This is a genomic window from Pseudomonas sp. 22082 (assembly GCF_052046055.1).
In the GTDB taxonomy this organism is placed as follows: domain Bacteria; phylum Pseudomonadota; class Gammaproteobacteria; order Pseudomonadales; family Pseudomonadaceae; genus Aquipseudomonas; species Aquipseudomonas pharyngis.
The window spans coordinates 455,447-482,246 of sequence record NZ_JBQEQB010000001.1; the positions used below are offsets into that span (position 1 = coordinate 455,447).

Genomic DNA, 26,800 nt, shown 5'->3' on the forward strand with positions numbered 1-26,800 from the left:
GCGGGCCTTATTCGTGACCTGTTTTATTGATAAGGAATGCGCCATGACCCTGACGGGCCAACTGCTGATCGGTCAGCAAACCCTCACCGGCGACCGCGACGTCATCCACGGGATCAACCCCGCCACCAACTTGCCTTTGGAGCCGGGCTACGCCGGCGGCTCTGCCGAACATGTCGAGCAGGCCTGCGCACTGGCCTGGGCGGCGCTCGACCGTTATCGCGAGACATCGCTCGAGGCACGGGCCAAGTTCATTGAAACCATCGCGAGCGAAATCGAAGCCCTCGGCGACGAACTGATCGACCGCGCCCTGGCCGAAACCGGCCTGCCACGCCCACGCCTTGTGGGTGAACGGGGCCGCACCTGCCAGCAACTGCGCTTGTTTGCCCGCACCGTACGGGCCGGTGAATGGCTGGATGTGCGAGTCGACACCGCGCAACCGCAGCGCCAGCCGATGCCGCGTTCGGATCTGCGTCAGCGGCAGATCCCACTGGGCCCGGTGGCCGTGTTTGGCGCGAGCAACTTTCCACTGGCGTTTTCGGTGGCGGGCGGCGATACCGCTTCTGCGCTGGCCGCCGGTTGCCCGGTGATCGTCAAGGCCCACGGCGCCCATCCCGGCACCAGCGAACTGGTTGGCCGTGCCGTTGCGCGGGCGGTCAAGGCCTGTGATTTGCCGGAAGGGGTGTTCTCGTTGTTGTACGGATCCGGTCGTGAAGTGGGGATCGCGCTGGTCAGCGATCCACGGATCAAGGCGGTCGGCTTCACCGGTTCGCGCAGTGGCGGCCTCGCGCTGATCAAAGCGGCACAGGCACGGCCCGAGCCGATTCCGGTGTACGCGGAAATGAGTTCGATCAACCCGGTGTTGCTGTTTCCGGCAGCATTGCAGAATCGCGCCGAGGCGTTGGCCCAAGGGTTTGTGGCTTCGCTGACGCTGGGCGCCGGTCAGTTCTGCACCAATCCCGGTCTGGTCATCGCCCACAAGGGGCCGGCGCTGGACGCCTTCATTGGCGCCACCAGCGAACTGATCCAGCGCAGCCCCGCGCAGACCATGCTGACGCCGGGAATTTTCAACGCCTACGAATCCAGCGTGAATGCCCTCGCGGAAAACCACCGAGCGCGTATTGCCGCCGTCGGCCAGCGCGCGACGGAACCGAATCAGGGCCAGGCTCATGTGTTCATCACCGATGCCGCCGACTTCCTCGCCGATCATTCGTTGCAGGCCGAAGCGTTCGGCGCCGCGTCCTTGATCGTGCAATGCGCCAGCGACGCTGAAATCCGTCAGGTGCTCGAACAGTTGGAAGGCCAACTGACCGCCACGCTGCACTTGGATGACGAGGATCTGCAACAGGCCCGCGCCTTGCTGCCGACCCTGGAGCGCAAGGCCGGACGCCTGTTGGTCAACGGCTGGCCGACCGGCGTTGAAGTCTGCGACGCGATGGTGCATGGCGGGCCGTTCCCGGCGACTTCCGATTCACGCACCACCTCGGTAGGCACCGCGGCGATCCTGCGTTTCCTGCGCCCGGTCTGCTATCAGGATTTTCCCGACAGCTTGCTGCCGATCGCGCTCAAACACGCCAATCCACTGTCGCTGCGTCGCTTGCTCGATGGCCAAAGGGAAACCGCGAAAAATGCCGAATAACCCGCACGACATCGCCGTGGTCGGCGCCGGCATCATCGGCGTCGCGAGTGCCCTGCGCCTGGCCCGTCATGGCTTGCGGGTGGTGGTGATCGACCCGCAGGAACCGGGCCACGGCGCCTCGTTCGGCAACGCCGGGCACCTGGCGACCGAGCAGGTGTTTCCGATTGCCGACAGCTCGATCCTCAAACGCCTGCCGGCCATGCTCATGGACCCGATGGGCCCGCTGCGCCTGGACTGGAAATACCTGCCCCGAGCCCTGCCCTGGTTTACGCGGCTGTTGCTGAACCTGCGCTCGGCACCGTTCCAGCGCACCGTTGCCGGGTTGCGGGCGCTGAATGAAAGCTCGCTGGGTGCTTGGCACCGCTTGCTCAATGACATTCAGCGCCCCGAGCTGTTGAAGATGGAAGGTTCGCTGCTGGTGTTCGAACGCCCCGACTCAAGTCCAGCTCTCGAAGCATTACAGCGACGCATGCAACAGCAACAGGTGCCAGTCGATTGGTGGCAGGCCGGAGCGGTACGCGAGACCGCGCCGCAACTCAGCGAACAGATTCAGGGCGGATTGTTTTTCCCGAACACCGGGCATTTCATCGACCCCTACCGCGTCGTGCGTGAGTTGGTGGACGCGGCGAAAGCCAGCGGCGTGCAGTTTGTGAAACAGGCGGTTCAGGGCGGGCAACTGCAAGAACATGGCGTCAGCCTGATGACCGGAACCGGCACCCTGTCAGCTCGCCAGGTACTGATCGCCTGCGGTGCCCACTCGGCAAAACTCACCGCTGCACTGACCGGCAAAAAAGTCCCGCTGGACACCGAGCGCGGCTACCACCTCATGCTGCCTCACGAACATAACCGACTGCCCTTCCCCGTCACCTCGCTGGAACGCAAATTCATCATGACCCCGATGTCCGAAGGGCTGCGCCTGGCCGGCACCGTCGAATTCGCCGGCCTCGAAGCCCCACCCACCATGGCCCGCGCCTGGCAGTTGCATCGGTTGAGCAAGGGCTTGTTTCGTGATGAGTTGAGTGTCGAAGCAGCCACACCGTGGATGGGGTTTCGGCCGTCGCTGCCGGACTCGCTGCCGGTGATCGATCGGGTGTGTGACGGGAGGGTGTTGCTTGCGTTCGGGCATCAGCATCTGGGGCTGACGCAGGCGGCGGTGACGGCGGAGATGGTTGAAGAGATGGTTTCACCATCGGCGCAGGACACGGCGCGTATTCTCCCGTCGAGCGAGCGCTACCGGCTGGATCGTTTTTGAGTGACCGTCTATCGGGCGCCCTGCTGGTATTCACGGGGCGTACACCCGAACTCTCGGCGAAACACCGTCTGCAGGTACTGAGCGGATTTGAAACCGCACGTGCGGGCAACGTCCGCAATCGGCGTGTCGGTTTTTTCCAGCCCGCGGGTGGCCGCCGCCAGTTTGAAACGCAGAATCTCGTCATGCACGCTGCAACCACGCACCGCACGAAAATGCGACTCCAGCGAGGAACGCGACACGCCGACATAAGCCGCCACTTGCGCGGTCTTGATGCCCTGGCAGGCATATTGGCGGATGAACAGCAGCGCCTGCATCACGTAGGGGTTGCCCAACGGTTGATGCAAGCTCGACACCTGGACGTTGATCGCTTCAGGCGGGACCAGGACATGCGCGCCCGTTGACGGCTTGCCGTGCAACATCTGGTGCAGCAGTTGCGCGGCGGTGCGGCCCATGGTTTCGGTGCCCTGTATCACTGAACTCAGCGGGACCCGGGTCAGGCTGCGGGTCAGCGGGTCGTTGTCGATGCCGATCAGCGCCACCTGCTCTGGCACGGCGATGCCGGCGGTCAGGCAGGCTTGCAGCAACTGCCGGGCGCGAGCGTCACTGACCGCGATGATGCCAATGGGTTTGGGCAGGCTTTGCAGCCAGGCGATCAACTGTTCGACGGCGCTGTCCCACAGCGGTGCACTAGTGCCCATGCCGCGATAGACCTCGGCGTGCAAGCCGTCCCGTTGCATCAATCGTAGAAAGGCTTTTTCGCGCTCCTGAGCCCAACGATTGGCCTGCGCTTCGGGCAGGCTGAAGCAGGCGAACCGTTGCAGCCCGGCCTCGACCAAGTGCTCATAAGCCATGGTGATCAGCGCGTTATTGTCGGTGGCGACGTACGGGATCCCTTTCGGATAGGCCCGCTCATCCTGATAAGAACCACCTACCGCCACCACGGGCAGCTTGATATCGGCCAGCGCCTCGCCAATCAGCGGATCGTCGAAGTCGGCGATGATCCCGTCACCTTGCCAACGCTCGATGCCCTTCAAGCGGCAGAGAAAATCCTCCTCCAGGAACAGATCCCAAGACGCGCGCGTGCTGCTCAGGTAGTTGCCGATGCCGCTGATGATGCCGCGGTCATAGATCTTGCTCCCGTTGAACAACAGGGCGATGCGGTGAACAGGCGGTAGGGTTTTCATTGTTTTCAGGCTTGTTCCGGGCCCCTTGCCGTAGAGGCGGTCTGCACAGACTAGGCGCGCAGAGGGCGAATCTCAATACGCAAAATCGCACTGCGTGTTGGTGATTTTCGCAATCGGCAGGCACAGGGCCGTTGCTAGTATCGGGACACGCCCAAGAACAACAACCAAGAACAACAAGGACATTGCCAATGCCGTACTTCCCCGATGTCGACCGGATTCGCTACGAAGGTCCTGCCAGCGATTCTCCCCTTGCCTTCCGTCACTACGACGCCGACAAAATCATCCTCGGCAAGCCCATGCGCGAACACCTGCGCATGGCCGCCTGTTATTGGCACACCTTTGTCTGGCCGGGCTCCGACGTGTTCGGCGCCGGGACGTTCAAGCGCCCGTGGCAACACGCCGGTGACCCGATGGAGCTGGCCATTGGCAAGGCGCAGGCCGCGTTCGAATTTTTCTCCAAGCTGGGTATCGACTACTACTGCTTTCACGACACGGATGTCGCCCCCGAAGGCCACTCGCTGAAGGAGTACCGCAACCACTTCGCCCAAATGATCGATCACCTGGAACGCCATCAGGAAGAAAGCGGAATCAAGCTGCTGTGGGGCACCGCCAACTGCTTCAGCAATCCGCGCTTTGCCGCCGGCGCCGCCAGCAACCCGGATCCTGAAGTGTTCGCCTGCGCCGCGGCCCAGGTCTTCAGCGCCATGAACGCGACTCAACGCCTCAAGGGCTCCAACTATGTGTTGTGGGGCGGTCGCGAAGGTTATGAAACTCTGCTTAATACAGACTTGAAACGTGAGCGCGAACAACTGGGCCGCTTCATGCGCATGGTGGTCGAGCACAAGTACAAGATCGGTTTCAAAGGCGACCTGCTGATCGAACCCAAACCGCAGGAGCCGACCAAGCACCAGTACGATTACGACAGCGCCACGGTGTTCGGTTTTCTCCAGCAGTTCGGTCTGGAAAAGGAAATCAAGGTCAACATCGAGGCCAACCACGCGACCCTGGCCGGTCACAGTTTTCATCACGAGGTGGCGACGGCCGTCTCGCTGGGGATTTTCGGCAGCATCGACGCCAACCGGGGCGATCCGCAAAACGGCTGGGACACCGATCAATTCCCCAATAGCGTCGAGGAGATGACCCTGGTCACCTATGAAATCCTCAAGGCCGGCGGCTTCGGCAATGGCGGGTTCAACTTCGACTCCAAGGTACGCCGCCAGAGCCTCGACGAGGTCGATCTGTTTCACGGTCACGTCGGCGCCATGGACGTCCTCGCCCTGTCGCTCGAGCGGGCCGCCGCCATGGTCCAGAACGACCAGCTGCAACGGCTCAAGGACCAACGCTATGCCGGCTGGCAGCAGCCCTTCGGCCAGTCGGTGCTGGCGGGTGAGTTCAATCTTCAATCCCTGGCCGAGCACGCCTTCGCCAACGAACTGAACCCGCAGGCCGTCAGCGGCCGGCAGGAAATGCTCGAGAACGTCGTCAACCGGTTTATCTATCGCTGATCGCCAATGAGGACTGCGGACGCTGTGACATTTGCGCGACAAATCTGTAGTCCGTTTCGCCTGCTGATTCTCTACAGTTCCACCAGCCCGATATTCATCGTCAGGCCGTGTCTTTCAAACAAAAATAAAAGGACGCACCACCATGAAGAACGTAAAACGCACGCTGCTGGCCAGCGCCCTGGCGCTGTTGTCGTTACCGGTTATGGCCGACGCGGCCCATCCGAAAATCGGTTTCTCCATTGATGATCTGCGGCTGGAACGCTGGTCCCGTGACCGGGATTACTTCGTCGCAGCGGCGGAAAAAATGGACGCCAAGGTCTTCGTGCAGTCGGCCGATGCCAACGAGCAGAAGCAGATTTCGCAAATCGAAAACCTGATTTCCCGTGGTGTCGATGTCATCGTCATCGTGCCATTCAACGCCACCGTGCTGACCAATGCGGTGGCCGAGGCGAAGAAAGCCGGGATCAAGGTCGTGTCCTATGACCGTCTGATACTCAACGCCGATATCGACGCTTACATTTCCTTCGATAACGAAAAGGTCGGCGAGATGCAGGCCAGCGGCGTGCTGCATGCAGCGCCCAAGGGCAATTACTTCCTGCTGGGCGGTGCGCCCACCGACAACAACGCGAAAGTCCTGCGCGAAGGTCAGATGAAGGTGCTGCAACCGGCCATCGACAAGGGTGATATCAAGATCGTCGGCCAGCAATGGGTGAAGGAATGGAACCCGACCGAGGCGCTGAGCATTGTTGAAAACGCCTTGACCCGCAACGACAACAAAATCGACGGCATCGTCGCCTCCAACGACGCCACGGCGGGCGGCGCCATTCAGGCCCTGGCCGCTCAGCAACTGGCCGGCAAAGTACCGATCTCCGGACAGGACGCGGACCTGGCAGCGGTCAAGCGGGTCATCGCCGGCACGCAAACCATGACGGTGTACAAGCCGCTGAAACTGATTGCCTCCGAAGCCGCCAAACTCTCGGTGCAACTGGCGCGTAACGAGAAACCTGTCTACAGCTCGCAGTACGACAATGGCAGCAAAAAAGTCGACACCATCCTGCTCACCCCGACCCCGTTGACCAAGGACAACATCGACCTGCTGGAACAGGACGGCTTCTACACCAAGGCGCAGATCGCCGGCCAGTGACACTCGTTGAGTGATGCCCCCGCAGGCGTTCCGCTCCTGCGGGTTGAGCCCCGTATCTGCCGCTTATGAGCCTCTGCCATGTCCGACTACCTGCTGCAAATGAACGGCATCGTCAAAACCTTCGGCGGTGTCAAAGCGCTCAATGGCATCGACCTCAAGGTCCGGCCGGGTGAGTGCGTCGGGCTGTGCGGCGAGAATGGCGCCGGCAAGTCCACGCTGATGAAAATCCTGTCTGCGGTTTATCCCCATGGCACCTGGGACGGTGAAATCCTCTGGGACGGTCAGCCGCTCAAGGCGCAATCGATCAGCGAAACGGAAGCCGCCGGCATCGTCATCATTCACCAGGAACTGACGCTGGTTCCCGACCTCTCGGTGGCCGAAAACATTTTCATGGGCCATGAGCTGACGCTGCCGGGTGGGCGGATGAATTATCCGGCGATGATCCACCGCGCCGAAGCCCTGATGCGTGAACTGAAAGTGCCGGACATGAACGTTTCGCTGCCGGTTTCGCAGTACGGCGGCGGTTATCAGCAACTGGTGGAAATCGCCAAGGCCCTGAACAAGCAGGCACGCCTGCTGATCCTCGACGAGCCGTCTTCGGCCCTGACCCGTTCGGAAATCGAGGTGTTGCTGGACATCATCCGCGACCTCAAGGCCAAGGGCGTCGCCTGCGTCTACATCTCCCACAAGCTCGATGAAGTGGCCGCCGTGTGTGACACCATTTCGGTGATCCGCGACGGTCAACACATCGCCACGACTGCCATGGAAAACATGGATATTCCACAGATCATCACCCAGATGGTCGGCCGGGAAATGAGCAACCTCTACCCCACCGAACCCCACGACATCGGCGAGGTGATTTTCGAGGCACGCCACATCACCTGCTACGACGTCGACAACCCCAAACGCAAACGGGTCGACGACGTTTCCTTCAGCCTCAAACGCGGGGAAATCCTCGGCATCGCCGGGCTGGTCGGTGCCGGCCGCACGGAGCTGGTGACCGCGCTGTTCGGCGCCTACCCCGGTCGCCACGAAGGCGAAGTCTGGCTGGACGGCCAACTCATCGACACCTGCACGCCGTTCAAATCAATCCGCGCCGGCGTGTGCCTGGTGCCCGAGGACCGCAAGCGTCAGGGGATCATTCCCGACCTGGGTGTCGGCCAGAACATCACCCTGGCCGTGCTGGACAGTTTCTCGAAACTGACCCGCATCGACGCCGAAGCCGAACTGGGCAGCATCGATCGGGAAATTTCCCGCCTGCACCTCAAGACCGCGAGCCCGTTCCTGCCGATCACCAGCCTGTCCGGGGGCAATCAACAAAAAGCCGTGTTGGCGAAGATGCTGCTGACCCGGCCCCGGGTGCTGATTCTCGACGAGCCGACCCGAGGGGTGGACGTCGGCGCCAAGTACGAGATCTACAAGTTGATGGGGATGCTGGCCGCCGAAGGCGTGTCGATCATCATGGTGTCTTCGGAGCTGGCCGAAGTGCTCGGCGTTTCCGACCGCGTCCTGGTAATAGGCGAAGGTCAACAGCGGGGTGACTTCATCAACCATGAACTCACCCAGGAACAGGTGCTCGCCGCCGCACTCAGCCAGCCTGACAGCCATAACAATAAAGATCGGAAATCCGCGTAAATGAATCAGGTCAAACAACTTTTCACCCGCTACAAGATGCTCGCACTGGTGTTTGCCGTGGCGTTGATCTGGCTGTTCTTCAGCTGGCAGACCGAGGGCGGATTCCTGACACCACGCAACCTCTCCAACCTGCTGCGCCAGATGTCGATTACCGGGATTCTCGCCTGCGGCATGGTGCTGGTGATCATCAGCGGCGAGATCGATCTGTCGGTCGGCTCATTGCTGGGCCTGCTCGGTGGCGTGGCAGCCATTCTCGATGTTGTCTATCACATACCGCTGCTGGCGAATCTCAGTCTTGTGGTGGTGTGCGGATTGCTGATCGGCCTCGCCAACGGCTACATGGCGGCCTACCTGCGCATTCCGTCGTTCATCGTGGGGCTGGGGGGCATGCTGGCTTTTCGGGGGATTTTGCTGGGAATAACCGGCGGCACGACCATTGCGCCGGTGTCGCCGGAACTCGTCTACATCGGCCAGGGTTATCTGCCACATGCGGTTGGCGCAGGTCTGGGCGTCCTGCTGTTCGCACTGACGTTGTTCCTGACCTGGAAACAACGGCGCAATCGCGCCCTTCACGGTCTGGCAGCGCATTCATTGGTGCGTGACGTGGCACGCGTGTTGCTGATCGGCGCGGTGCTGGCCGGTTTCGTCCAGACCCTCAACAGCTATGACGGCATTCCCGTGCCGGTCCTGCTTTTGCTGATCCTGCTGGGCGGCTTCAGTTACGTGACCAGCCAGACCGTGTTTGGCCGACGCGTGTATTCGGTGGGCAGCAACATGGAAGCGACGCGCCTGTCGGGGATCAATGTGCAGGCCGTGAAGCTGTGGATCTTCGGGATCATGGGCGTGATGTGCGCCCTCGCCGGCGTGGTCAACACTGCGCGCCTGGCCGCCGGCTCACCCTCGGCCGGCAGCATGGGCGAACTCGACGCCATCGCCGCCTGCTTCATCGGCGGCACCTCGATGCGCGGCGGTTCCGGCACAGTCTACGGCGCCCTCCTCGGTGCGCTGGTCATCACCAGCCTGGACAACGGCATGTCCATGCTCGACGTCGACAGCTACTGGCAGATGATCGTCAAGGGCAGCATTCTGGTGTTGGCTGTCTGGGTGGATGTGAGTACGCGGACTGGGCGGCGTTGAAATGAAGGCATCTCTGAGAATGCAAAAAGCCTGCTTTTGAAGGCAGGCTTTTCGTTACGCCTGGAGCTTTCCGATATCTAGGAAGGCATCAGCCAGTGCCGTTCAGTGGTCCACCCGAGAAAAACCTTACTTCCCTCACGCTCTTGGTGAGCCGAAGTCAACCGACACCCAGATACCGCCATGCGCAACCCGATCATGGCGGGAAGAAATCGCCCCTGAAATGCGCTGGGTTGAGCCTCGAAATGCACTTCAATGTTTCCAAGCACAGTTTCCAGCCGGGACTGATCCAGCATCGACAGGTAAAACATCATCTGGCGCCACGCATACGCTGTGTTCTTCAACATGACCAGACGCGCGTGGTAGAGCTTGATCTGCATCTGCTGCCGACTGCATATCCATTTGAAACATGCCTCGGCCATTGAGCCCAAACGATCATGTAACAGCGTCTTCAGGTCCAGATCATCAAACAGGATTGCCAGATTTTGCGTGGTCAATATTTGTTGCTGTTCGATGATCGTGCCGTTGTTCGCTGGACTCCATCTACCGATGTCGGCATTCGCCCGCCGCGCGCACAAACCAGCCAGCACACCACTGTTGTTTCGTGAATCCCGCTGCTTGGGTAGTGCAGCCAACTCATCCATATCGATATCGTAATAGCGTGCGTAAAGAGACCCGTCCATCAACCGGACTGAACGCTTGGCAGCCTTTACGAACTTGCCGGAGAAAGCGCCCATGAAAATATCAGCCGCGATTTCCTCTACGAAGGGAAGATCCAGCTTGGCCGATTCGGCAAGCGAAGAAAATTCCTGAAGCAACTTGTTGGGCAGAATGGCCTGAGGAAATGCGGTAAGGGTCAACGCGGACGCTTCGACCAAAGCCTGCCTGGCACCTTCAACCGCAAGAGCACCCGCCTCGTATTCGGTTTCCAAGGCTTTCACCCAAGGCAAGTCATCGATTTTCACCTGACGCTGCATGTTCAGCAGCAATAGAGAGCGTCGACGCCTGAACGCACGATAGGTAGCGACAGACAATGCCCGCAATGCTACGTCTCGATATCCGGCGCTACAGATTTGCGCCGTCATCGCCGGCAGCACTTTTGCCACTGTATCTGCGGATGTAATGACCCTATGTTCAATCAACTCTGCAACCGTTCCCTTTCGGCAACGTTCGAGGCGTCGACGAATCGAAGGAGGAATGGTCTCTCCCACCTTCAACGAGTAAGCCTTAGCCTCTTCGTCGGTAATGGGCGTCAGTAACGGGGCGAAATCAGAGATGCCTTCCGAGACTGGATATCTCGCCAGTCGCACGGAAGCAGCCTTGGCAATCAGATGGTGTGCCGAAGCTGATACGTGATGACGCTGCTGTGCGCGCTTGCTGGAATGATCTTCGGACTCAGGGTGTCCATGCTTGGCTACAAAGTCATCGACGATTCTGCGAATTCGCCCAACCTGGCGCCCCGTTAGCGATGCAGGATCGATAGAGCATTGCTTGAGCAATGCCAGCAACTCCGTCACTCGATCACTGGAATTATCCGTACGACGGGGATCAGCTTCAGTGGCGTTATCAAACTCTTTACCAAGCACCGAAGCACGCTCGAACCACCCTTCAGGGTAATGCCGGCAAGGCCAACCATCGTTGTACGTCAGCAGGAATAGCGAGACCGCCGCGTCGTAGAGAGGCAACCTGCGTTCAACAACATGCTTTTGAACGGCAAGACGAGGCTGGGGTGAGAGAACGGACAGGCGCAGGCTGATTTGGCCAGCATTGAAAACTTCAACTTCAGCCATCGAGAGCGGGCGCTCGTTGGCTGCCGCGGGAAAGAAACGCACTCGTTCGAAGAAAGGCGCGATCTGCTCGATCAACGTCCTGGCTTCTTCGACGCGTTGCTGCCCCAGAAACCAGGCCACTGTCAGCAACGCGGCCTCTTCCGGTACATCGATCCGATAGTCTTCGTTCGTCAATCGCTCTTGCAGCGTTCTGACGCCTTCGTCTGAAAGATGCCACCTATTCAAATCGAGTCGTTCGTAACCCGCTCTAATGCCGGGAATCGATGACGCCAACAGGCGCTCATGAGCGGTCAGCTCGCCACCGGCCAGAAGGTTGCCCGTTGCAAAGCCGCCAGTGGCCACTTCCAGCGTGATCCATTCTGGCAGGTCGGCAAACGGTGTTCGCGAGCCATACAGTGCACGGCCATGCATCAGGTTTTCGAGAACCTTTTGCCAGCGTTCGATCCGGGCAAGTGCTTTCGGACTGGCGTCGTTGTCGCGTGCAGTGAGCGCGCGAGACAGTTGAAAGTGCGCATAACCGGCGTTTATTCCGCCGAGCGCACCCGATTCATCCTCAGGCCTGGACATACTTCCTTGTGACCTACTATGTAGTGGGTCCGGGGGCTGGATTCGAACCAGCGCCCACCCGGTTAGGAGCCGAGTGTTCTACCGCTGAACTACCCCGGAACAGAGCGCGCATTGTCGATGAGTCGCGAAAGTATGTGAAGCACGGATTCAGGGATTTTGTTGCGACAAATCTCTGATCGTTAAGCCTTCATCACTCAATGCAGCGCTTATCCAAACGCTACGCGCACAAAATCGATAAAGCTCCTCAGTTTGGGTGTCAGCCGCCGATCCGGCGCATACAACAGATTCATCGGCGAAACCGGCACCCTGTACTGCGGCAGTAGAGTCACCAGCGTGCCGCTTCGCAGCGAATCCTTGACCAGTTCCAGCGGCAGCATCACCACCCCCAGCCCCGCAACCGCCCCGGACAGTAACGGATCGCCCTGATTAATCGTCAATCGGCTTTTAATCGGCACGTCGATACAGCCTTCCGGACCTTCGAATCGCAGGTGTGAGCGGCCGTCGGAATAGGCGAACGCCAGGCATTCATGTTCCTGAAGATCCCAAGGCGTGGTGATGGGTGGGCGGCGTGCAAGGTAGGACGGCGCTGCGCACAGCACCATTTGATAGGGCATCAGGGGCAGTGCCTTCAGGCCACAGTCGGCGAGTTCGCCGATGCGGAACACCGCGTCGTATCCGCCGTCCACCAGGTCGACCAGTTCATTCGACAGCGTCAGGTCCACCGACACTTGCGGATAACGAACCATGTACTCAAGCAGCTTCGGCGACAGCGAACTGACGCCGAACGTGACGGGCGCATTGATCCGCAACCGGCCACTGGGCACGCCCCGGGTCACGGCGGCCATTTCTTCAGCGGCGTCCATGTCGGCCAGAATCAGTTTCGCCCGCTGATAGAACGTGCGGCCGAAATCCGTGAGGCTCTGCTTGCGGGTGGTGCGGTTGAGCAGCGAAACGCCCAGATGCTGCTCGAGCATTTTCACTTGCTTGCCGACCATTTGCGGGGACAGGTTGAGTTCGTCCGCCACCGCGCTGAAGGAACCCAGCTCCACCGCTTTGACGAAAGTGGCCATGAGTGTGAGGCGATCCATTGGAAACTCATTGTTTCTAGTGTTGCGCCATCCTAGGCCTTTATCCGGAGCAGGCCAAAGCCTAAATTGGCGTCCATGGCACCGGATCACGTCGGTGCAATTTCATCGATAACCGAGGAAGTACAGATGGCACGCATTGTCAGGATTCATGAATACGGTGACGCGAGCGTCCTGAAACTGGAAAACGTCGACGTCCCGTCCCCCGCTGCGGACGAAGTGCAGATCGAGGTCAAAGCCTTTGGCCTGAATCGCGCCGAAGTGATGTTCCGCAACCACGCTTATCTGCAGGAAGCGGAGTTTCCCAGTCGACTCGGCTACGAGGCTGCCGGAGTGGTGGTGGCGGTTGGCGCCAACGTCAGTGAATTCAACATCGGTGATGCCGTCAGCCTGATTCCGCCGCTGGACATCGCGCGCTGGGGTACTTACGGCGAACTGGCCAACGTGCCCGCCCACCTCACCGTCAAACACCCGCAAAACCTGTCGTTTGAACAAGCGGCGGCGGCCTGGATGCAATACGTCACCGCGTGGGGTGCGCTGGTCGAACAGGCCAGATTGCAAAAGGACGATTTCGTGATCGTCACCGCCGCCTCCAGCAGCGTCGGCCTGGCAGCTTTCCAGATCGCGAAAATGGTCGGCGCCACCTCGATTGCCGTCACCCGCACCCGCGCCAAGAAACAGGCTTTGCTCGACACCGGCGCCGCGCACGTGATCGTCAGCGATGAAGAAGACATGGTTGCAGCCGTCATGGCGCTGACCGACGGCAAAGGCGCGCGGGTGGTGTTCGATCCGGTGGGCGGCCCGTCGTTCGAACCGCTGACCCAAAGCATGGCGCGCGGCGGCATCCTGCTGGAGTACGGCGCATTGAGCCCTGAGCCGACGCCGTTCCCGCTGTTCACCGTGCTGGGCAAATGCCTGACCCTCAAGGGTTACCTCTACTCGGAGGTCGTCTCCGACCCGGCCACCCTGGCACGCGCCAAGACTTTCATCGGCGACGGGCTGGCGTCAGGTGCGCTGCAACCGATCATTGCCAGGACATTCGCCCTGGATGACATTCAGGAAGCGCATCGCTTTCTTGAGGCCAATCAGCAGGTCGGGAAGATTGTCGTCACGGTTTGAGGTGACGAGTCCCCTGCTCTTCTCTTTGCGGTAGAAACGACGAAAGCCTGCTTTGAAAAAAGCAGGCTTTCGTCTATCCGGCATCCGGTTATTTCTGATGCGCCGTCAGTGCGGCATAGCCGTTCATCAAGTTGCGGTAGTTCGGAATGCGCTGGGACAGCAGGTTGCCCAGGCCTTCGATGTCGTTGCGCCAGTCGCGGTGCAATTCGCAGGCCACCGAGAACCAGTTCATCATCTGCGCGCCGGCCTGGGTCATGCGATTCCATGCGGCTTGTTGCACGGTGGTGTTGAAGGTGCCGGAGGCGTCGGTCACCACGAACACGTCAAACCCTTCCGCCAGCGCCGACAGGGTCGGGAACGCTACGCACACATCGGTCACGACACCGGCAATGATGATCTGCTTGCGGCCGGTGGCCTTGATCGCCTTGACGAAGTCTTCGTTGTCCCAGGCGTTGATCTGGCCTGGACGGGCGATGTATGGCGCGTCCGGGAACATTTCCTTGAGTTCCGGCACCAGCGGGCCGTTCGGGCCTTGTTCAAAACTGGTGGTGAGGATGGTCGGCAAATCGAAGAATTTGGCCAGATCGGCCAGCGCCAGCACGTTGTTCTTGAACTCGTTTGGCGAGAAATCCTGAACCAGAGAAATCAGGCCGGTCTGGTGGTCGACCAGCAGAACTACGGCGTCGTCTTTGTTCAGGCGGTTGTAGGTTGGAGTGCTCATGTGTGAATCCCTTTTTAGTTGTGGAAGTTCGTTTGCGTTCAAGATGGGCACAGATTACTGACTCGCCTGAAAGCGATAAATCGTCTGAAAAGCGTTTCACCGTCAACTCAAAACGGACAATTCGTTCAAACTGCCGAGCAGATCACACAGCCAGCCCGACCTTCCCCCCGATCCTTGTCATACTGTTCACTCGCTCACAACGACAGCCAGGGAATGTTGATGCCCGGACGCAACACGCAAGCGCCCACCCCAGATGAAACACCGCGCGCGCCTCGCCAAGGCGTGAAGGCCGGCTCGACCTTTCGCCTGACCGTCAGTTTCATGCTGATGGTGGTCGTGGCTTTTTTGACCGTCGAGAGCTGGAGGACGTGGCGCGATTACCGTTCGGTGTTTGCCTCTGCGCGCGATTCGGTGACCAACCTTGCCCGTGCCACGGCGCAACACGCCGAGGACACCATCCGCCAGGTCGATGTGCTGACCGCCGGGCTGGCCGAGCGGGTTGAAGGCGATGGGCTGCAGAACCTGGATGTGGCACGGATTCACAAGCTGCTCATCCAGCAGTCGAAAATCATGCCGCAGCTGCATGGCCTGTTCATCTACGGCCCGGACGGCCAGTGGATCGTGACCGACAAGGAGGTCACGCCCGAAACCGCCAACAACGCCGACCGCGATTATTTCCAGTACCACCGCACCCATGAAGACCGGCACGTGCGCATCGGTCAGGTGGTGGAAAGCCGTTCCACCCACGACCTGATCATTCCGATCTCGCGGCGTTTGAACAACCCCGACGGCTCGTTCGCCGGCGTGTTGCTCGGGACAGTCAAGGTCAGCTATTTCGTCGACTACTACGGTGACTTCCGCATCGATGACAAAGGCGCGCTGGTGCTGGCGATGCGCGACGGCACGATCCTCGTGCGCCGGCCGTTCATTGCCTCCGTGGTCGGCAAAAGCCTGGCGAACAGCGAGATCTTCAAGACTTACCTGCCCAACGCCAACCAGGGCATTGTCCAGATCCGGGCGGTGGTCGACGACACCGAACGCCTTTACGGCTATCGCGCCCTGACCACCTACCCGCTGGTGGTCGAGGCCGGTTTGTCCCGTGACTCCATCATCGCGCCGTGGCGCCAGGACCTGCTGAAAAACGGCTTCGTGCTGGTGTTCCTGATTCTGGTCCTGGCCTGTTTCGGGCTCATCGTTCTGAGCCAGTTGCGTCAGCGGATGGCGATGGAACGGGAGATCCGCTCCGCGCACAAGACCATGCGCGACATGGCGCTGACCGACAGCCTCACAGGCCTCGGCAATCGCCGTCGTCTGGACGCGGCGCTGACGGACGAGATTCGCCTGGCCCGGCGTCAGGGTTCGCCGCTGTCGTTGATCATGCTCGATGTCGACTACTTCAAGCGCTACAACGACCAGTACGGTCACGCTGCCGGCGACGACTGCCTGATCGCGGTCGGCGACGGCATCCGCAAAGCGGTCAAGCGGCCTTCCGACCTGGCCGTGCGCTACGGCGGCGAAGAGTTCACCGTGCTGCTGCCCAACACCGACAACGCCGGGGCGATTCAGGTGGCTGAAGACATTCTGCAGACCATTCGCTCGCTGGAGCTTGAACATGCCGGGCATCCGCTGGGGTATGTCACTGCGAGTGCGGGGATCACCACCCGCTATCCGGTTGACGATGCGGTGACCCCGGTTACTTTGCTCAAATCCGCCGATACTTGTCTGTATCAGGCCAAGCAGCAAGGGCGGAATCGCTGGTGCTCGGCGCAGGCATCCCGGCAAATCCAGCCGATTGCGGCGATGCCGCGGACGGATCGCTGAGAGCAACTACCACCCGCCAATTCCAGCGTCCTTCAAGTACATAAGCAGCGTCCTACAGCAGCCGTCCCTCACGCCTGATTACGTGGGCACCCTCGCCTTCGATACCGTCTGCTGCCTGATCCGGACAGAACACAGACGATGCGAAGAAAAGGCGTCTTTCCACTAGACCACCCATAAGATCGATTCAAGCAACGAAGACACGAGAGGTGTCCATGAAACACAAGAAGCCAAAAGCTCAACCAGCGCTTGCTTCCAGACTTCGTGCCGAAGAGCCCGGTTTGCCCATCAGGGTTTCCGCTAGTCAGCGGCATTTTTTGAAAGTAGCCGCAACGTGTGGCAAAGAAATGGAGCCTGATGGTTGGCTCGCCGGTGGCAGAACCTGAATCCCGCTTTGAAAAAACCGCCTGATTGGCGGTTTTTTTTCGCTTCAATATTGGCGCGCCCCGCGCCGGGCGCTCCAAAGACAGTGACGCGAAGCAAAAGCAGGAGAATTCCGAAAGCCCGCGCTTCATGATTTATTTACCGACTCAACCTTGGAATCGGCCCACACTCCCTCATATCAAGGAACATCTGCGACCCATTCGAGAGGAAGGACATGCCATGACTACTCAAACCGAAACTGCGATTCTCGCCGGCGGCTGCTTCTGGGGCATGCAGGATTTGTTGCGCCGCTACCCCGGCGTGCTGCAGACGCGGGTCGGTTACACCGGCGGCGATGTGCCGAACGCCACTTACCGCAATCATGGCAACCACGCCGAGGCCATCGAAATCGTCTTCGACCCCGCCGTGATCAGCTATCGGCAGATCCTTGAGTTCTTCTTCCAGATTCACGATCCGAGCACGCCCAACCGCCAGGGCAACGACCTCGGTCCGAGCTATCGTTCGGCGATCTATTACCTGAACGAGCAGCAACGCGATATCGCCGAAGACACCGCTGCCGACGTCGACGCATCGGGCCTGTGGCCAGGTCGTGTGGTTACCGAGATCGAACCGGCGGGCCCGTTCTGGGAAGCGGAGCCGGAGCATCAGGATTACCTCGAGCGCATTCCGAATGGCTACACCTGCCACTTCATTCGCCCGAACTGGAAGCTGCCGAAACGCGGTTGAGGTGCAGCGGGGTCGGTGCGCAACGCGGTGTTCGTCGCGTTGTGCCTGATCCCTTTCTTCGCCAGACATGTAATACGTAGACAACCTCCCAGCTTGATCTAGCCTTGAAGGACATCACGCGGGAGTAGAACACCATGCCCCTCGTTCCCCGAAACCTGCTCGTCCTGCTGACTCTTGTCTGCATGGCAGCGCAGGCTCAAGGCGCAGATCCGCTTCAGCCGCCAGCCATCCTTCCCCTGCCATCCGAATCGGCGCCGCAACTCATCGCCTACCCGCCGCTCCCCGAGCCGCTCGCGCGCGGCGTTGTCATCATCCAGTACCGAACCGAACACGCCCGGATCATGCCGGTGTTTGGCAAAACGGCAGCGGATGTGTCACCTCGTCTCGGTCACCTGCATGTCACGGTCGACGACTGGAAAGGCACCTGGGCGCACACCAGTGAAGATCCGATCATCCTGGTGGGGCTGACACCGGGCACACACAAGGTTCTGCTTGAAGTGGCGGACCCGACTCACCGGATTCTCACCCGTGCGACAGTGGATTTTGTCGTTCCCGAGAAAACGCCCTGAAGAGGCCATACATCGAATAGCGCCCATGCCCTCCACGCTCATCAGCTTCGTCATCTGGCTTGCCCTTGTAACGCCGGCCCAGGCTGCCCCATGCCCCGCCGGCGAAAAACAATTGTGTCTCGACAGCTGCATTTGCCTGCCGGACCCGGGGCGTCTGTCTGAAGACCTGTTCCTGATCGCGGTACCCGCTCTGGCGATGGGATTGACCCAAGCCCGCGCCGAAGCCGCCAGCACCGAGATCAAACCGATTCCCCCGCACATCCGGGAGCAACTGCTGCGCTGGTACGACCCCGGCGTCCTCGATGCCGTGCACTACAAAGTCACCAATGACGGCCAATACAACGCCGCCACGGCCATTCTGCAAAACCCGGATGTCGGCGCGGTGACGCTGATCGACATCATTCTGTTCCGCGACGCTGAGACCGCAGAGCAGAACGTGGCGCTCTCGGCGCACGAACTGAAGCATGTGCAGCAGTTTCAGCAATGGGGAGTCGAAGGGTTTGCTCAGCGGTATACGCAGGATTTCAATGCGGTCGAGGCTCCGGCCTATGCGATACAGGGCGAAGTCAGACGTTGGCTGCGAGCCGAAGCCCGGTGATCGGACATCCCCTGCGTCCATGCCGGGGCCAGCCCCACCGTTAAAGCACCAGAAAAAACCTAGGCCTCGCCCGCCGAAACCGTCGCCCTCGCCTGCCCATGCTGCCGCGTGGTCACCAGCCCGATAAAGGAAATCGCCAGCGCCAGGCCGATAGTGGACGTCACTTCCAGACGATGCTCGGGCGTCACCATCATCACCGCCAGCGCGGCGCAGATGAACGCGATTACCAGCCACGTCAGCCATGGAAACAGCCACATGCGAAACGTCAGCTCGACGTTCTGCCGACGCAACATCCGGCGCATGCGCAATTGCGAAATCGCGATCACCAGATACACCAGCAACGCAATCGCGCCGGAACTGGCGAGCAGAAACTGAAACAACCCGGCCGGCATGAAATAGCTGAACAGCGTCACCCCGGCGCCGATCACGGTGCTGGCGATCACCGCCGCCCTCGGCACGCCCGCCGCGGAGGTCACCTTCAGCGGTTGCGGAGCATCGCCGCGTCGGCCCAGCGAGAACAGCATCCGCGAAGAAATGTAGATCGAGGAATTCATGCAGCTGGCCACTGCGATCAGCACGACCACATCGACCAGGAATTTGGCGTTGGGAACGTTCATCAACTCCAGCGCGCGCTGGTAAGAACCGACGGACGCCAGCAGCGGATCGTTCCAGGGCACCACGGAAATCACCACGAAAATCGACAGCAGATAAAACACGCCGATGCGCCAGATCACCGAGCGCGTGGCCTTGGCGATGTTCTGCGCCGGGTTGCTCGATTCGGCGGCCGCGATGGTCACCGCCTCCGTCCCGATAAAACTGAACATGATGGTGATGAAGGCGCCAACCACCGCCGACAAACCATTGGGCGCAAACCCGCCGTGCTCTTCCATCAAGCGGCTCAACCCGCTGGCCTCACGTTCGGGAATCCAGCCCATCAACACCGCAAAACCCAGACCGATGAACCCGATGATCGCCACCACCTTGGCCATCGCAAACCAGAACTCGAACTCACCGTACTTGGACACGCTGAACAGGTTGGTCACCACCAGCAAAATGATCGACAACAACGCGAACAACCACGCATCGACCTGGGGAAACCACTGATTCAAGACATGCCCGGCGGCCAGCGCTTCGATCGGAATGACCAGCACCCAGAACCACCAATACAACCAACCAATGGTGAACCCCGCCCAACGGCCGATGGCCTGATCGGCGTAGGTGGAAAACGATCCCGTGTCCGGATGGGCCACGGCCATTTCACCGAGCATGCGCATGACCAGCACAACCAGCAGGCCGGAAAACAGATAAGCGAGCAAGACGGCCGGGCCGGCGGCGGCAATGGCGTGGCCGGAGCCGACAAACAGCCCCGCACCGATGATGCCGGCAATGGAAAGCATGGTGACATGACGCGGCTTGAAGCCCTGCGCCAACTGACCGTTCGAGTCCTTCGAGTTCAGGCTATTCATTGTTTTTGTTGTTCTCTGGTGATCGACGTTTGGGCGTACTGACGACGTGTCAGGCGATCATCATTTCTTCCTCTTGCCCTGCTCCAGAGCGGCGCACCTCAAGCGCTGCAGCGTTACAAATCGGTCGGACGACGACGCAGGGCGATGAAATGATGCGTCACCTTACGTGCCCGGCGTTGATCGCAAATAGCCTGGGAGCGGCATGGACGAGTCTGATTTCGACATGAGTCGACCTCGCGCAAAAAACAAAGGCAGCACCCGCTTTCGCGAGGTGCCACCTTCATCAATTGCCGCTCATCAGGCCTTGTTGCCTGCCTCTTCCAGAGCCTTTTCAGCATTAAACCCGTCGAAGTTCTCGAACACGCCCATAAAGCCCGGCACGGTCACTGCTCGCGCCCAGTCGCGCTGCAGTTCGCAGTACATCTGCACGCGGCTGATGAGCTTTGCGCCCGCCTGCTCCATTCTGCGCAACGCCGCCTCGTGTGCGGCGAGCGATGTGCCGCCAACCGCATCGACCGGCACATACACCTCATAACCTTCCTGAATGGCGTCGAGCACCGGGAAAGTCAGACAGGCTTCGGTCCAGAGTGCAGTCATGATGAGTTTCTTGCGTCCAAGCGCCTTGACCGCCTGTTTGAATTCCGTGTCCTCCCAACTGTTGATCGAGGTGCGGTCATAGGTCGGCAGGTGACCGAGCACCTGTTGCAGCTCCTGAATCGGCGGCTTGTTGCGGCCGGTCGCGACATTGACAGTCGAGTGGATGATCGGAAGGTCGTAGTTGACCGCCGCCCTGGCGACGCTGGTGATGTTGAAGACGAGTTCGTCACGCGGCATCGAGCGGATCGAGGAAACCTGAACAGGCTGATAATCGATGATGATCAACGCCGAGTTTTCCGGGGTCAGCAACTGATCGGTCTGGGCGTTGCGGAGCGTTTCGCTTGCCATGGGCAAATCCTTTTTATGGGTGACGCACGTTGGTGAAAGGGCCGAAGCCCGTGCGGAAAAGCAATTCCAGGAAAGGCGAAAAGCCTGAGGTGCCTGGAAAATCCATTGTGCTGTTCCCATGTTCGAGGCAGTAGTAGCATCACGCGATGTGCTGTGTCGCACAACGGGGAACGCAAGCATGGATATCGAAGAACTACAGACCTTCGTGGAAGTGGCTGACGCCGAGGGCATTTCGCAGGCTGCACTGCGTCTTGGCGTATCGAAGTCGATCGTCAGTCGCCGCCTGGCCCGCCTTGAAACCGAACTGGGTGTGCAACTGCTGGCACGCTCAACGCGCGGATCGGCACTCACGGAGGCCGGCGCGATCTTCCGGGACTACGCCGCCAGAGTCTGCACCGAGATCAACGTCGCCAAGGAAACCATCCTGCCCGCCGGCGCGCTCCGCGGCCGACTGCGCGTGGCCGTCCCGCTGTCGTTCGGCCCGACTCACTTCGCGCCGGTGCTGGCGGAAATGGCGCGCCGTCACCCTCAGCTGCATATGCAGACTTGCTACAGTGATCGCTTCGTTGACCTCATCACCGAAGGCTACGATTGCGCCATTCGAGTGGGTTATCTGAAGGACTCCAATCTGATCGCAAGGCGTATTGGCCCGGTCTTCACCAAGCTCGTCGCGAGCGCGGACTACATCAAGGCCCACGGCGCCCCTGAGAAACCGGACGATTTGGTCAACCATGAGGCGCTCATGCAGGGCACCGAAGCCTGGCAATTCATGGACGGCGACAAGACCGTCACGGTTCGTCCACAAGGACGCTTCAAGGCCGACAACGGCACCGCCCTCGTCGCCGCTGCCATCGCAGGCCTCGGCGTCGCCTACCTGCCCGACTGCCTCACCCACGAGCACTTGGCATCGGGCGCACTGATGCAGATCATGACAAACCATCCCCCACCCCAGGCCGGCGCCTACATTCTCCGCCCGCCGGGTCCGCATCCTGCCCGGAAAATACGCGTGCTCACCGAGCTGCTGATCGAGTTCTTCGGCGAATCTCCGCACCTGGCGGTGCAGCCGCTGTCACATCAGGAGGATGCGCTGACGCCTACCTGAACCCACACAGGAGATGTGATTTGCTGCAACGCCCGCAACAGTCAATGCGTCGAACTGCGTTTCTCGCAGACACAACGGCGCTGATCCTGTTCTTCACAACCACCGACATCATCAATGAACGATTCATTGCCGGCATGACGTGGGATCAGGTTCTTCATGCGCGCCTTGTGGGCGCCGTATTGATGGTGCCAGTCGCAAGGCCTTACGGCCTGTGGCGGGACTGGGTGATGAAGCGAGCCAGTCCGCGTCGGGTTTCCAGGTTGCTGTGGGACAGCTTCGCCCTAGTCAGTTTCCAGGTCCCCCTCTATGCAGCGATCATTGCCTCCAGTGGGGCATCGGGAGGTGAGTTGATTCGCGGAACGCTCGGTGCGGCATTGATGATGCTGGCGCTGGGGCGACCCTACGGCGCATTTCTCAACAGGGTGCGCAAGGTATTCGGCTTGCCTCCGGGTGGCGACAAGCCGATGTCGCTGAACAGTTGAGCGACCGCCGGCTTCAGCCCTTGGTCAGATCAACCAACGGCGCCTGTCGCACCTCGGTCTCCCGCCCGCCCTGAATGTCGCTCACCTGCTTCAAGGCCTTGTCCACGGCCGCCTTATCCGCCAACAAGCTGTAGCTGATGCGGAAGTTTTTGTGTTCCTTCGGCCCGATTGTGGGTACCAGGTTCAGTGGACGCTGATAACGGCGGTTGTAGGAAAAACTCGTCCCCGGCTCCAGCCCGGTGACATAACCCTGACCTTGGGTATCGGTGTTCTTCCACAGGGAAAACACCGGCAATGTCTGCGTATTGAAGCCAACCGAAACGCCAAGGCTGCCAGCCTTGTTATGCAACACGGTCAACGTATCGCCCTTGGCATCGGCATACGGCACCACGTTGTAAACCGTTTCGTCGTAGTCCTTGGTCGGTGCGCGGTAGGTTTGCCATTCAGCCAAATCACCCTTGGCCTTGTCGTTGAACGGCGACACTTGTTTCACCGGCGCGGCGAAACGAGCGCCCTGCTCCAGGAACGGGGTGCTGAAGTTGCTGTGGTACAGCGCCTGGTATTCCTTCGGATAGTCACCGTTGTTGGTCAGGGTGTCGTTAAGCGCGAACACGACGCTGCCGGGCTCGGTGACCAGTTCGGTGGCGACGGAGAAGTCGACTTTCTTGAACGCCTGCTCTTTCAGCTCACCGCGCAGGGTGATGGCGTATGGTGGCGTTTCATCGATGTGCAAGGTGACTTTGTTCGCCGGAATGTTGGCGGCCCGACCATGCAGGGTCAGCAGTTCGCCGTTGTCGACGCCGGGGTGGCCGACCCATTCGTATCCGCAGCGGGTCACCAGCTCGTTGAAGCCCTCCAGCCAGCCCAGACCACCGCGGCCATTGAGTTCGATGAAGGACGGATTGACCACCTCCTTGACCGGCGAATCCCAGCCCATACGCACATTGCCGACCGAGGCCTGCAAGATGTTCATTCCTCGCGTCGGCACCACCGAGAGTTTCATCGTGCCGTTATCGATGTCGACGATGCTGACGCCTTCCTGCCGCCCGCCATGCAAGGTGCGCAGGCTGACGCTGAAGGGTTTGTCGGTTTTCACGCCGAGTTGCTGGCTGGTGATCTGCCAGTTTTGAGCAGCTTTATCGGTGTCGAGCAGAACGTAATCCCAGGCCATGGCGTGGGAGGCAGCGGACAGTGCGCTGAGGGCAACAACGAGTTTAAGCGGGGTCATGGGAGTGGCCTTTCTTGGAGTTGTGCCGTTTTTATAAACCTGCTGAAACGTTTCATCAAGCTTAAAAAGCGACGCGTGTTGGTAGATGCCGAGAAAGAATGGGTACGGACAGGAAAATTGAAATCGATGGGATCTCGTTGTCCCGCCGAGCGACATGGCGAGGGACTTGTTTAAGCGTTTTTCGAATGATGTTTAGAAACGCCCGGCATTACTTCCCCACGGCTACAGCGTCTTGCGTCATTGCCTACGACTACGCCAGAATCCGCCGGCTTGTGCGTCTGGGGTGCGGGTTTTATCGTTTCCGGGTCACTGAAAAACAGTGATCGGGTTTGGTAGCCCGCAGCGCTGACGCATTGCGTCACCTCATGCAGTTGCATTCATGCGACTGGATTTATGGTGGCCATGCTCAGGGCTTCTTCGGAAGCGCCGGTTCCAGTGCTCCGGTCTACCAACCTGCGTATGGTCGCCACCCCTCGTTTGGTAGCGAGAGTGGATGACTCCCCTTTAATAAGTGCTGGAGATTCATCTATGTTCAAACCAACACCGAACCCTCCCGAAACCGATCCGGTTTCTCCCTACAAATTTCCCGATTCCCGAACGCTCAACGAAGCGGCAGAACGCGCGCTCGATCACTACCTCACACCGCAGCAACGGATCATGGGCAGCCATCACAAACACGACCCCATGTACATAGCCAACCCGGCGTACGACACCGAATCCCTCCTGGCTAACGCCAGCGAATCATTGGGGTCCGCCAGCGAAATGCTCAATAACTTTGCGGCGACTCTGGAGCCTGCCCATCGCAAGACTGCGATCGGGATTGCGCAGTTGGTGATGTTGAGTGAGTTGGCGGTGAATCAGGCGTTGGATCATGTCGAGGTGAAGAGCTGAAAGCCGACCCCTCTGTCATGACTGATTAGTAGGGGGTCTGAGAAAACGATGTCAGCCGAAGCTGCCACAGTAAATGGCAGCTATCGGTCATGAACGTATGTTCGCCGGCGGGTGCTTTCCATCGTACAGATCTACCCCAGAAATCAGAAATAACTCTATTCCTCACAAAACAGATGTTGAAATTACGGTCTACGCTCGACACATGGGTAAATCAGGGGGCGCCGAAAGTGACAGGGAAAGCAGAAGTGACTCTTTACATCACAGAGAAAAGCTTTAACCGGCAAATGCTATTGCTTTCTAAACTTTCTAATAAAATGCGACTTGAACTAGTAATTTGGCTTTACCCAGAATCGAACGCCGATAGCATAATTGGCTTCTACGCCGATTCACCCACCACAGCCAATGCTTTGCCGGTCACAACTTATCCAAACAAAATTGCCAGCAGATGCACTCAGCGAATTCGAATGACCGATGACTTAATTAAAACCATCACCATTAATGAAAGCCATTTTATTAGCGAGTGCGACAGCCTGTGCATTTACCACCCCGAAAAGTTTGAGTGGGACGCAAGCATTATATTGCACGAAGGGATTATTTTGATTAAGGACAGTTCTCTGCTCGTGGGCCTGGAAGCTCTTGATTTCAAGGTTTCACCGCATGCGCCATCTTGGTGGTGAACCGGTTCGACTTAATCCGCTTTCGGCCCTTGATTACCGCTCATGATATCGTGTCCCAATAAAAATGGATGTACTCATCTTTATACTCCGCGAACAGTGAAACAGTGAACTCCGTCTTCATTGAATACATCAACAACGCTCCGATGAAACCGTTCGGCTCATGCAGCGGTTGTTTGAGGGGAGCGATCAAATCCCGTGCCTGATCCGCGACCATCTGATTGAAAACAGTTTCCGAAATTTCCTCAAACTTGGCGTCAGAAACGTAGCCCAGGAAGTAGCTTTCTCTTTCTGGATGCCAATCTACACATTCGGCATGGAGCCAGAATTTCAATCCGTTCTCGCCTTGTTGTTTGGGCGCGCGGGCTATGCGAATCGTCTCTTGAGAGTAGGGGCATTGAAAGGCGAATGCTGGATAGGTGACGTAATAGAGACCGCGGCAATCATCGCGCGCGCTCCAGTAAGTCACTTCTTTCCCGGAGAGTTGATCAAAATCGCTTCTGTTAAACATGGAAAAACCTAATAAAAAAATGGGGACGCATCTATTTTCGCCCACGCTGCCATTGAACAAAATGCTCATTCCAGCGAGGTCACCAAACAGGTTTCGATGCCCTCCAAACTCTTGGGCCATTCGTTAATCAGAACGACTGCATCGTCACCTTGATTCAGGTAGATCAGGTAGTCGCCAGTCTCAAAGGCAACTTGAAAGCCGACAAGCCAAACCTCTCCGCCCGCCCCTTTATCGACAACACCTTGAACCGCTGTAATGATTTTGCCTTCGAGGAAGAGAGCTGACCTGTTGCGAAGCAGATTTTCCCTACGCCACGAGCAAAAGCTCACTGCATCAAGCGCGAAGGATGTGGGAGGTTCCAGATCGGACTCATCAGCTCCCACACTTTCCCCATCGCTCAGCAGGTACATCGCAACTTTCTGATGTTCGCTACACCGCCAGAGCAACGCCCCTACGTCAGACAGGCATTTTTCCTCGTTGAAGTAATATTGGTCATGCAATAACTCAGCAAGTCGCTGCCCCTGCAGCAGCTGCGCATTTCTCAAGTCATTCGCCATCCTCTCTCGGGAGGCGGTATAGCGGTTAAGCACTGGGCAGTTCCCTATTTATTCGCAATCCAGGCTCCCGGAATAGC

At 59.2% G+C, this 26,800-nt stretch carries 24 protein-coding genes and 1 tRNA gene; 15 read left to right on the forward strand and 10 right to left on the reverse strand.

The genetic code is table 11. The features are described from left to right. Positions 1-43 precede the first annotated feature (43 nt). Positions 44-1,636 (forward strand): aldehyde dehydrogenase (NADP(+)), encoded by a 1,593-nt coding sequence (locus ACTJK9_RS02225; protein WP_440811774.1) that lies wholly within the window; start codon positions 44-46, stop codon positions 1,634-1,636. Beyond that, positions 1,626-2,888 (forward strand): NAD(P)/FAD-dependent oxidoreductase, encoded by a 1,263-nt coding sequence (locus tag ACTJK9_RS02230; protein ID WP_440811777.1) that lies wholly within the window; start codon positions 1,626-1,628, stop codon positions 2,886-2,888. Before ACTJK9_RS02225 ends, ACTJK9_RS02230 begins: the two co-directional genes overlap by 11 nt. An 8-nt stretch (positions 2,889-2,896) precedes the next feature. Here the strand turns inward: ACTJK9_RS02230 and ACTJK9_RS02235 are convergent, their stop codons facing one another. Beyond that, positions 2,897-4,072, reverse strand: coding sequence for a XylR family transcriptional regulator (locus ACTJK9_RS02235; protein ID WP_440811779.1), 1,176 nt, complete (start codon positions 4,070-4,072; stop codon positions 2,897-2,899). 188 nt (positions 4,073-4,260) lie between these two features. Here ACTJK9_RS02235 and xylA point away from each other — a divergent pair, with 188 nt between their 5' ends. The 4 genes from xylA to ACTJK9_RS02255 all read left to right on the forward strand — a co-directional run bounded on the left by xylA (position 4,261) and on the right by ACTJK9_RS02255 (position 9,493). Continuing rightward, positions 4,261-5,577, forward strand: a complete 1,317-nt coding sequence (gene xylA / locus ACTJK9_RS02240) for a xylose isomerase (protein ID WP_221399467.1) — start codon at positions 4,261-4,263, stop codon at positions 5,575-5,577. A 142-nt stretch (positions 5,578-5,719) separates the two neighbouring features. After that, entirely contained in the window at positions 5,720-6,721 is a 1,002-nt protein-coding gene (gene xylF, locus ACTJK9_RS02245; protein WP_064595737.1) for a D-xylose ABC transporter substrate-binding protein, read from the forward strand. 78 nt (positions 6,722-6,799) lie between these two features. Beyond that, a complete protein-coding gene (gene xylG / locus ACTJK9_RS02250) occupies positions 6,800-8,356 on the forward strand; it encodes a D-xylose ABC transporter ATP-binding protein (RefSeq protein WP_440811783.1) in 1,557 nt (518 codons plus the stop codon). Next, the gene (locus tag ACTJK9_RS02255) at positions 8,357-9,493 is read left to right on the forward strand and encodes a sugar ABC transporter permease (protein ID WP_039771099.1); all 1,137 of its coding nucleotides are present in this window, start codon (positions 8,357-8,359) and stop codon (positions 9,491-9,493) included. It abuts the gene before it with no gap. Between the two features lie 77 nt (positions 9,494-9,570). Here ACTJK9_RS02255 and ACTJK9_RS02260 read toward each other — a convergent pair whose 3' ends face one another. From ACTJK9_RS02260 to ACTJK9_RS02270, 3 genes are all read right to left on the reverse strand, one after another. Continuing rightward, positions 9,571-11,847 carry a hypothetical protein gene (locus ACTJK9_RS02260; RefSeq protein ID WP_085611905.1) on the reverse strand — a complete coding sequence of 759 codons (2,277 nt, stop codon included), beginning with the start codon at positions 11,845-11,847 and terminating at the stop codon, positions 9,571-9,573. A gap of 24 nt (positions 11,848-11,871) precedes the next feature. After that, a tRNA-Arg gene (locus ACTJK9_RS02265) sits at positions 11,872-11,946 on the reverse strand. Between the two features lie 107 nt (positions 11,947-12,053). Further along, positions 12,054-12,935: a LysR family transcriptional regulator gene (locus tag ACTJK9_RS02270; protein ID WP_085611906.1), complete on the reverse strand. Its 882-nt coding sequence runs from the start codon at positions 12,933-12,935 to the stop codon at positions 12,054-12,056. A gap of 126 nt (positions 12,936-13,061) precedes the next feature. Here ACTJK9_RS02270 and ACTJK9_RS02275 point away from each other — a divergent pair, with 126 nt between their 5' ends. Next, positions 13,062-14,051, forward strand: a complete 990-nt coding sequence (locus tag ACTJK9_RS02275; protein ID WP_440811787.1) for a zinc-dependent alcohol dehydrogenase family protein — start codon at positions 13,062-13,064, stop codon at positions 14,049-14,051. An 88-nt stretch (positions 14,052-14,139) separates the two neighbouring features. Here ACTJK9_RS02275 and ycaC read toward each other — a convergent pair whose 3' ends face one another. Further along, on the reverse strand, positions 14,140-14,772 hold the full coding sequence (gene ycaC, locus ACTJK9_RS02280; protein WP_440811788.1) for an isochorismate family cysteine hydrolase YcaC: 633 nt from the start codon (positions 14,770-14,772) through the stop codon (positions 14,140-14,142). A gap of 219 nt (positions 14,773-14,991) precedes the next feature. Between ycaC and ACTJK9_RS02285 the strand changes: the two genes are divergently transcribed. The 4 genes from ACTJK9_RS02285 to ACTJK9_RS02300 all read left to right on the forward strand — a co-directional run bounded on the left by ACTJK9_RS02285 (position 14,992) and on the right by ACTJK9_RS02300 (position 18,867). Beyond that, positions 14,992-16,593: a sensor domain-containing diguanylate cyclase gene (locus ACTJK9_RS02285; protein WP_085611937.1), complete on the forward strand. Its 1,602-nt coding sequence runs from the start codon at positions 14,992-14,994 to the stop codon at positions 16,591-16,593. A 600-nt stretch (positions 16,594-17,193) separates the two neighbouring features. Further along, a complete protein-coding gene (gene msrA, locus ACTJK9_RS02290; RefSeq protein ID WP_011333723.1) occupies positions 17,194-17,700 on the forward strand; it encodes a peptide-methionine (S)-S-oxide reductase MsrA in 507 nt (168 codons plus the stop codon). Positions 17,701-17,834: 134 nt separating this feature from the next. Next, complete coding sequence (locus ACTJK9_RS02295; protein ID WP_440811792.1) at positions 17,835-18,269, forward strand: DUF6130 family protein; 435 nt, start codon at positions 17,835-17,837, stop codon at positions 18,267-18,269. Positions 18,270-18,294: 25 nt separating this feature from the next. After that, positions 18,295-18,867 (forward strand): eCIS core domain-containing protein, encoded by a 573-nt coding sequence (locus ACTJK9_RS02300; protein WP_440811795.1) that lies wholly within the window; start codon positions 18,295-18,297, stop codon positions 18,865-18,867. A gap of 59 nt (positions 18,868-18,926) precedes the next feature. Here the strand turns inward: ACTJK9_RS02300 and gabP are convergent, their stop codons facing one another. Beyond that, entirely contained in the window at positions 18,927-20,333 is a 1,407-nt protein-coding gene (gene gabP, locus ACTJK9_RS02305) for a GABA permease (protein WP_440811798.1), read from the reverse strand. 297 nt (positions 20,334-20,630) lie between these two features. Further along, entirely contained in the window at positions 20,631-21,278 is a 648-nt protein-coding gene (locus tag ACTJK9_RS02310) for a hydrolase (protein WP_236190744.1), read from the reverse strand. A gap of 178 nt (positions 21,279-21,456) precedes the next feature. On the opposite strand from ACTJK9_RS02310, the gene ACTJK9_RS02315 reads away from it, so the two are divergent. Continuing rightward, a complete protein-coding gene (locus ACTJK9_RS02315) occupies positions 21,457-22,380 on the forward strand; it encodes a LysR family transcriptional regulator (RefSeq protein ID WP_440811801.1) in 924 nt (307 codons plus the stop codon). 20 nt (positions 22,381-22,400) lie between these two features. After that, positions 22,401-22,862 carry an L-alanine exporter AlaE gene (alaE, locus tag ACTJK9_RS02320; RefSeq protein WP_440811803.1) on the forward strand — a complete coding sequence of 154 codons (462 nt, stop codon included), beginning with the start codon at positions 22,401-22,403 and terminating at the stop codon, positions 22,860-22,862. Positions 22,863-22,875: 13 nt separating this feature from the next. Here the strand turns inward: alaE and ACTJK9_RS02325 are convergent, their stop codons facing one another. After that, positions 22,876-24,090, reverse strand: a complete 1,215-nt coding sequence (locus ACTJK9_RS02325; protein WP_440811805.1) for an aldose 1-epimerase family protein — start codon at positions 24,088-24,090, stop codon at positions 22,876-22,878. A gap of 528 nt (positions 24,091-24,618) precedes the next feature. Here ACTJK9_RS02325 and ACTJK9_RS02330 point away from each other — a divergent pair. Then, positions 24,619-24,981, forward strand: a complete 363-nt coding sequence (locus ACTJK9_RS02330) for a DUF6124 family protein (protein ID WP_440811808.1) — start codon at positions 24,619-24,621, stop codon at positions 24,979-24,981. Between the two features lie 245 nt (positions 24,982-25,226). Beyond that, complete coding sequence (locus ACTJK9_RS02335) at positions 25,227-25,658, forward strand: hypothetical protein (protein ID WP_440811810.1); 432 nt, start codon at positions 25,227-25,229, stop codon at positions 25,656-25,658. 40 nt (positions 25,659-25,698) lie between these two features. Here ACTJK9_RS02335 and ACTJK9_RS02340 read toward each other — a convergent pair whose 3' ends face one another. Continuing rightward, a complete protein-coding gene (locus ACTJK9_RS02340) occupies positions 25,699-26,286 on the reverse strand; it encodes a hypothetical protein (protein WP_440811812.1) in 588 nt (195 codons plus the stop codon). Beyond that, positions 26,232-26,756, reverse strand: coding sequence for a hypothetical protein (locus ACTJK9_RS02345; RefSeq protein ID WP_440811814.1), 525 nt, complete (start codon positions 26,754-26,756; stop codon positions 26,232-26,234). Before ACTJK9_RS02345 ends, ACTJK9_RS02340 begins: the two co-directional genes overlap by 55 nt. Positions 26,757-26,800: the final 44 nt, after the last annotated feature.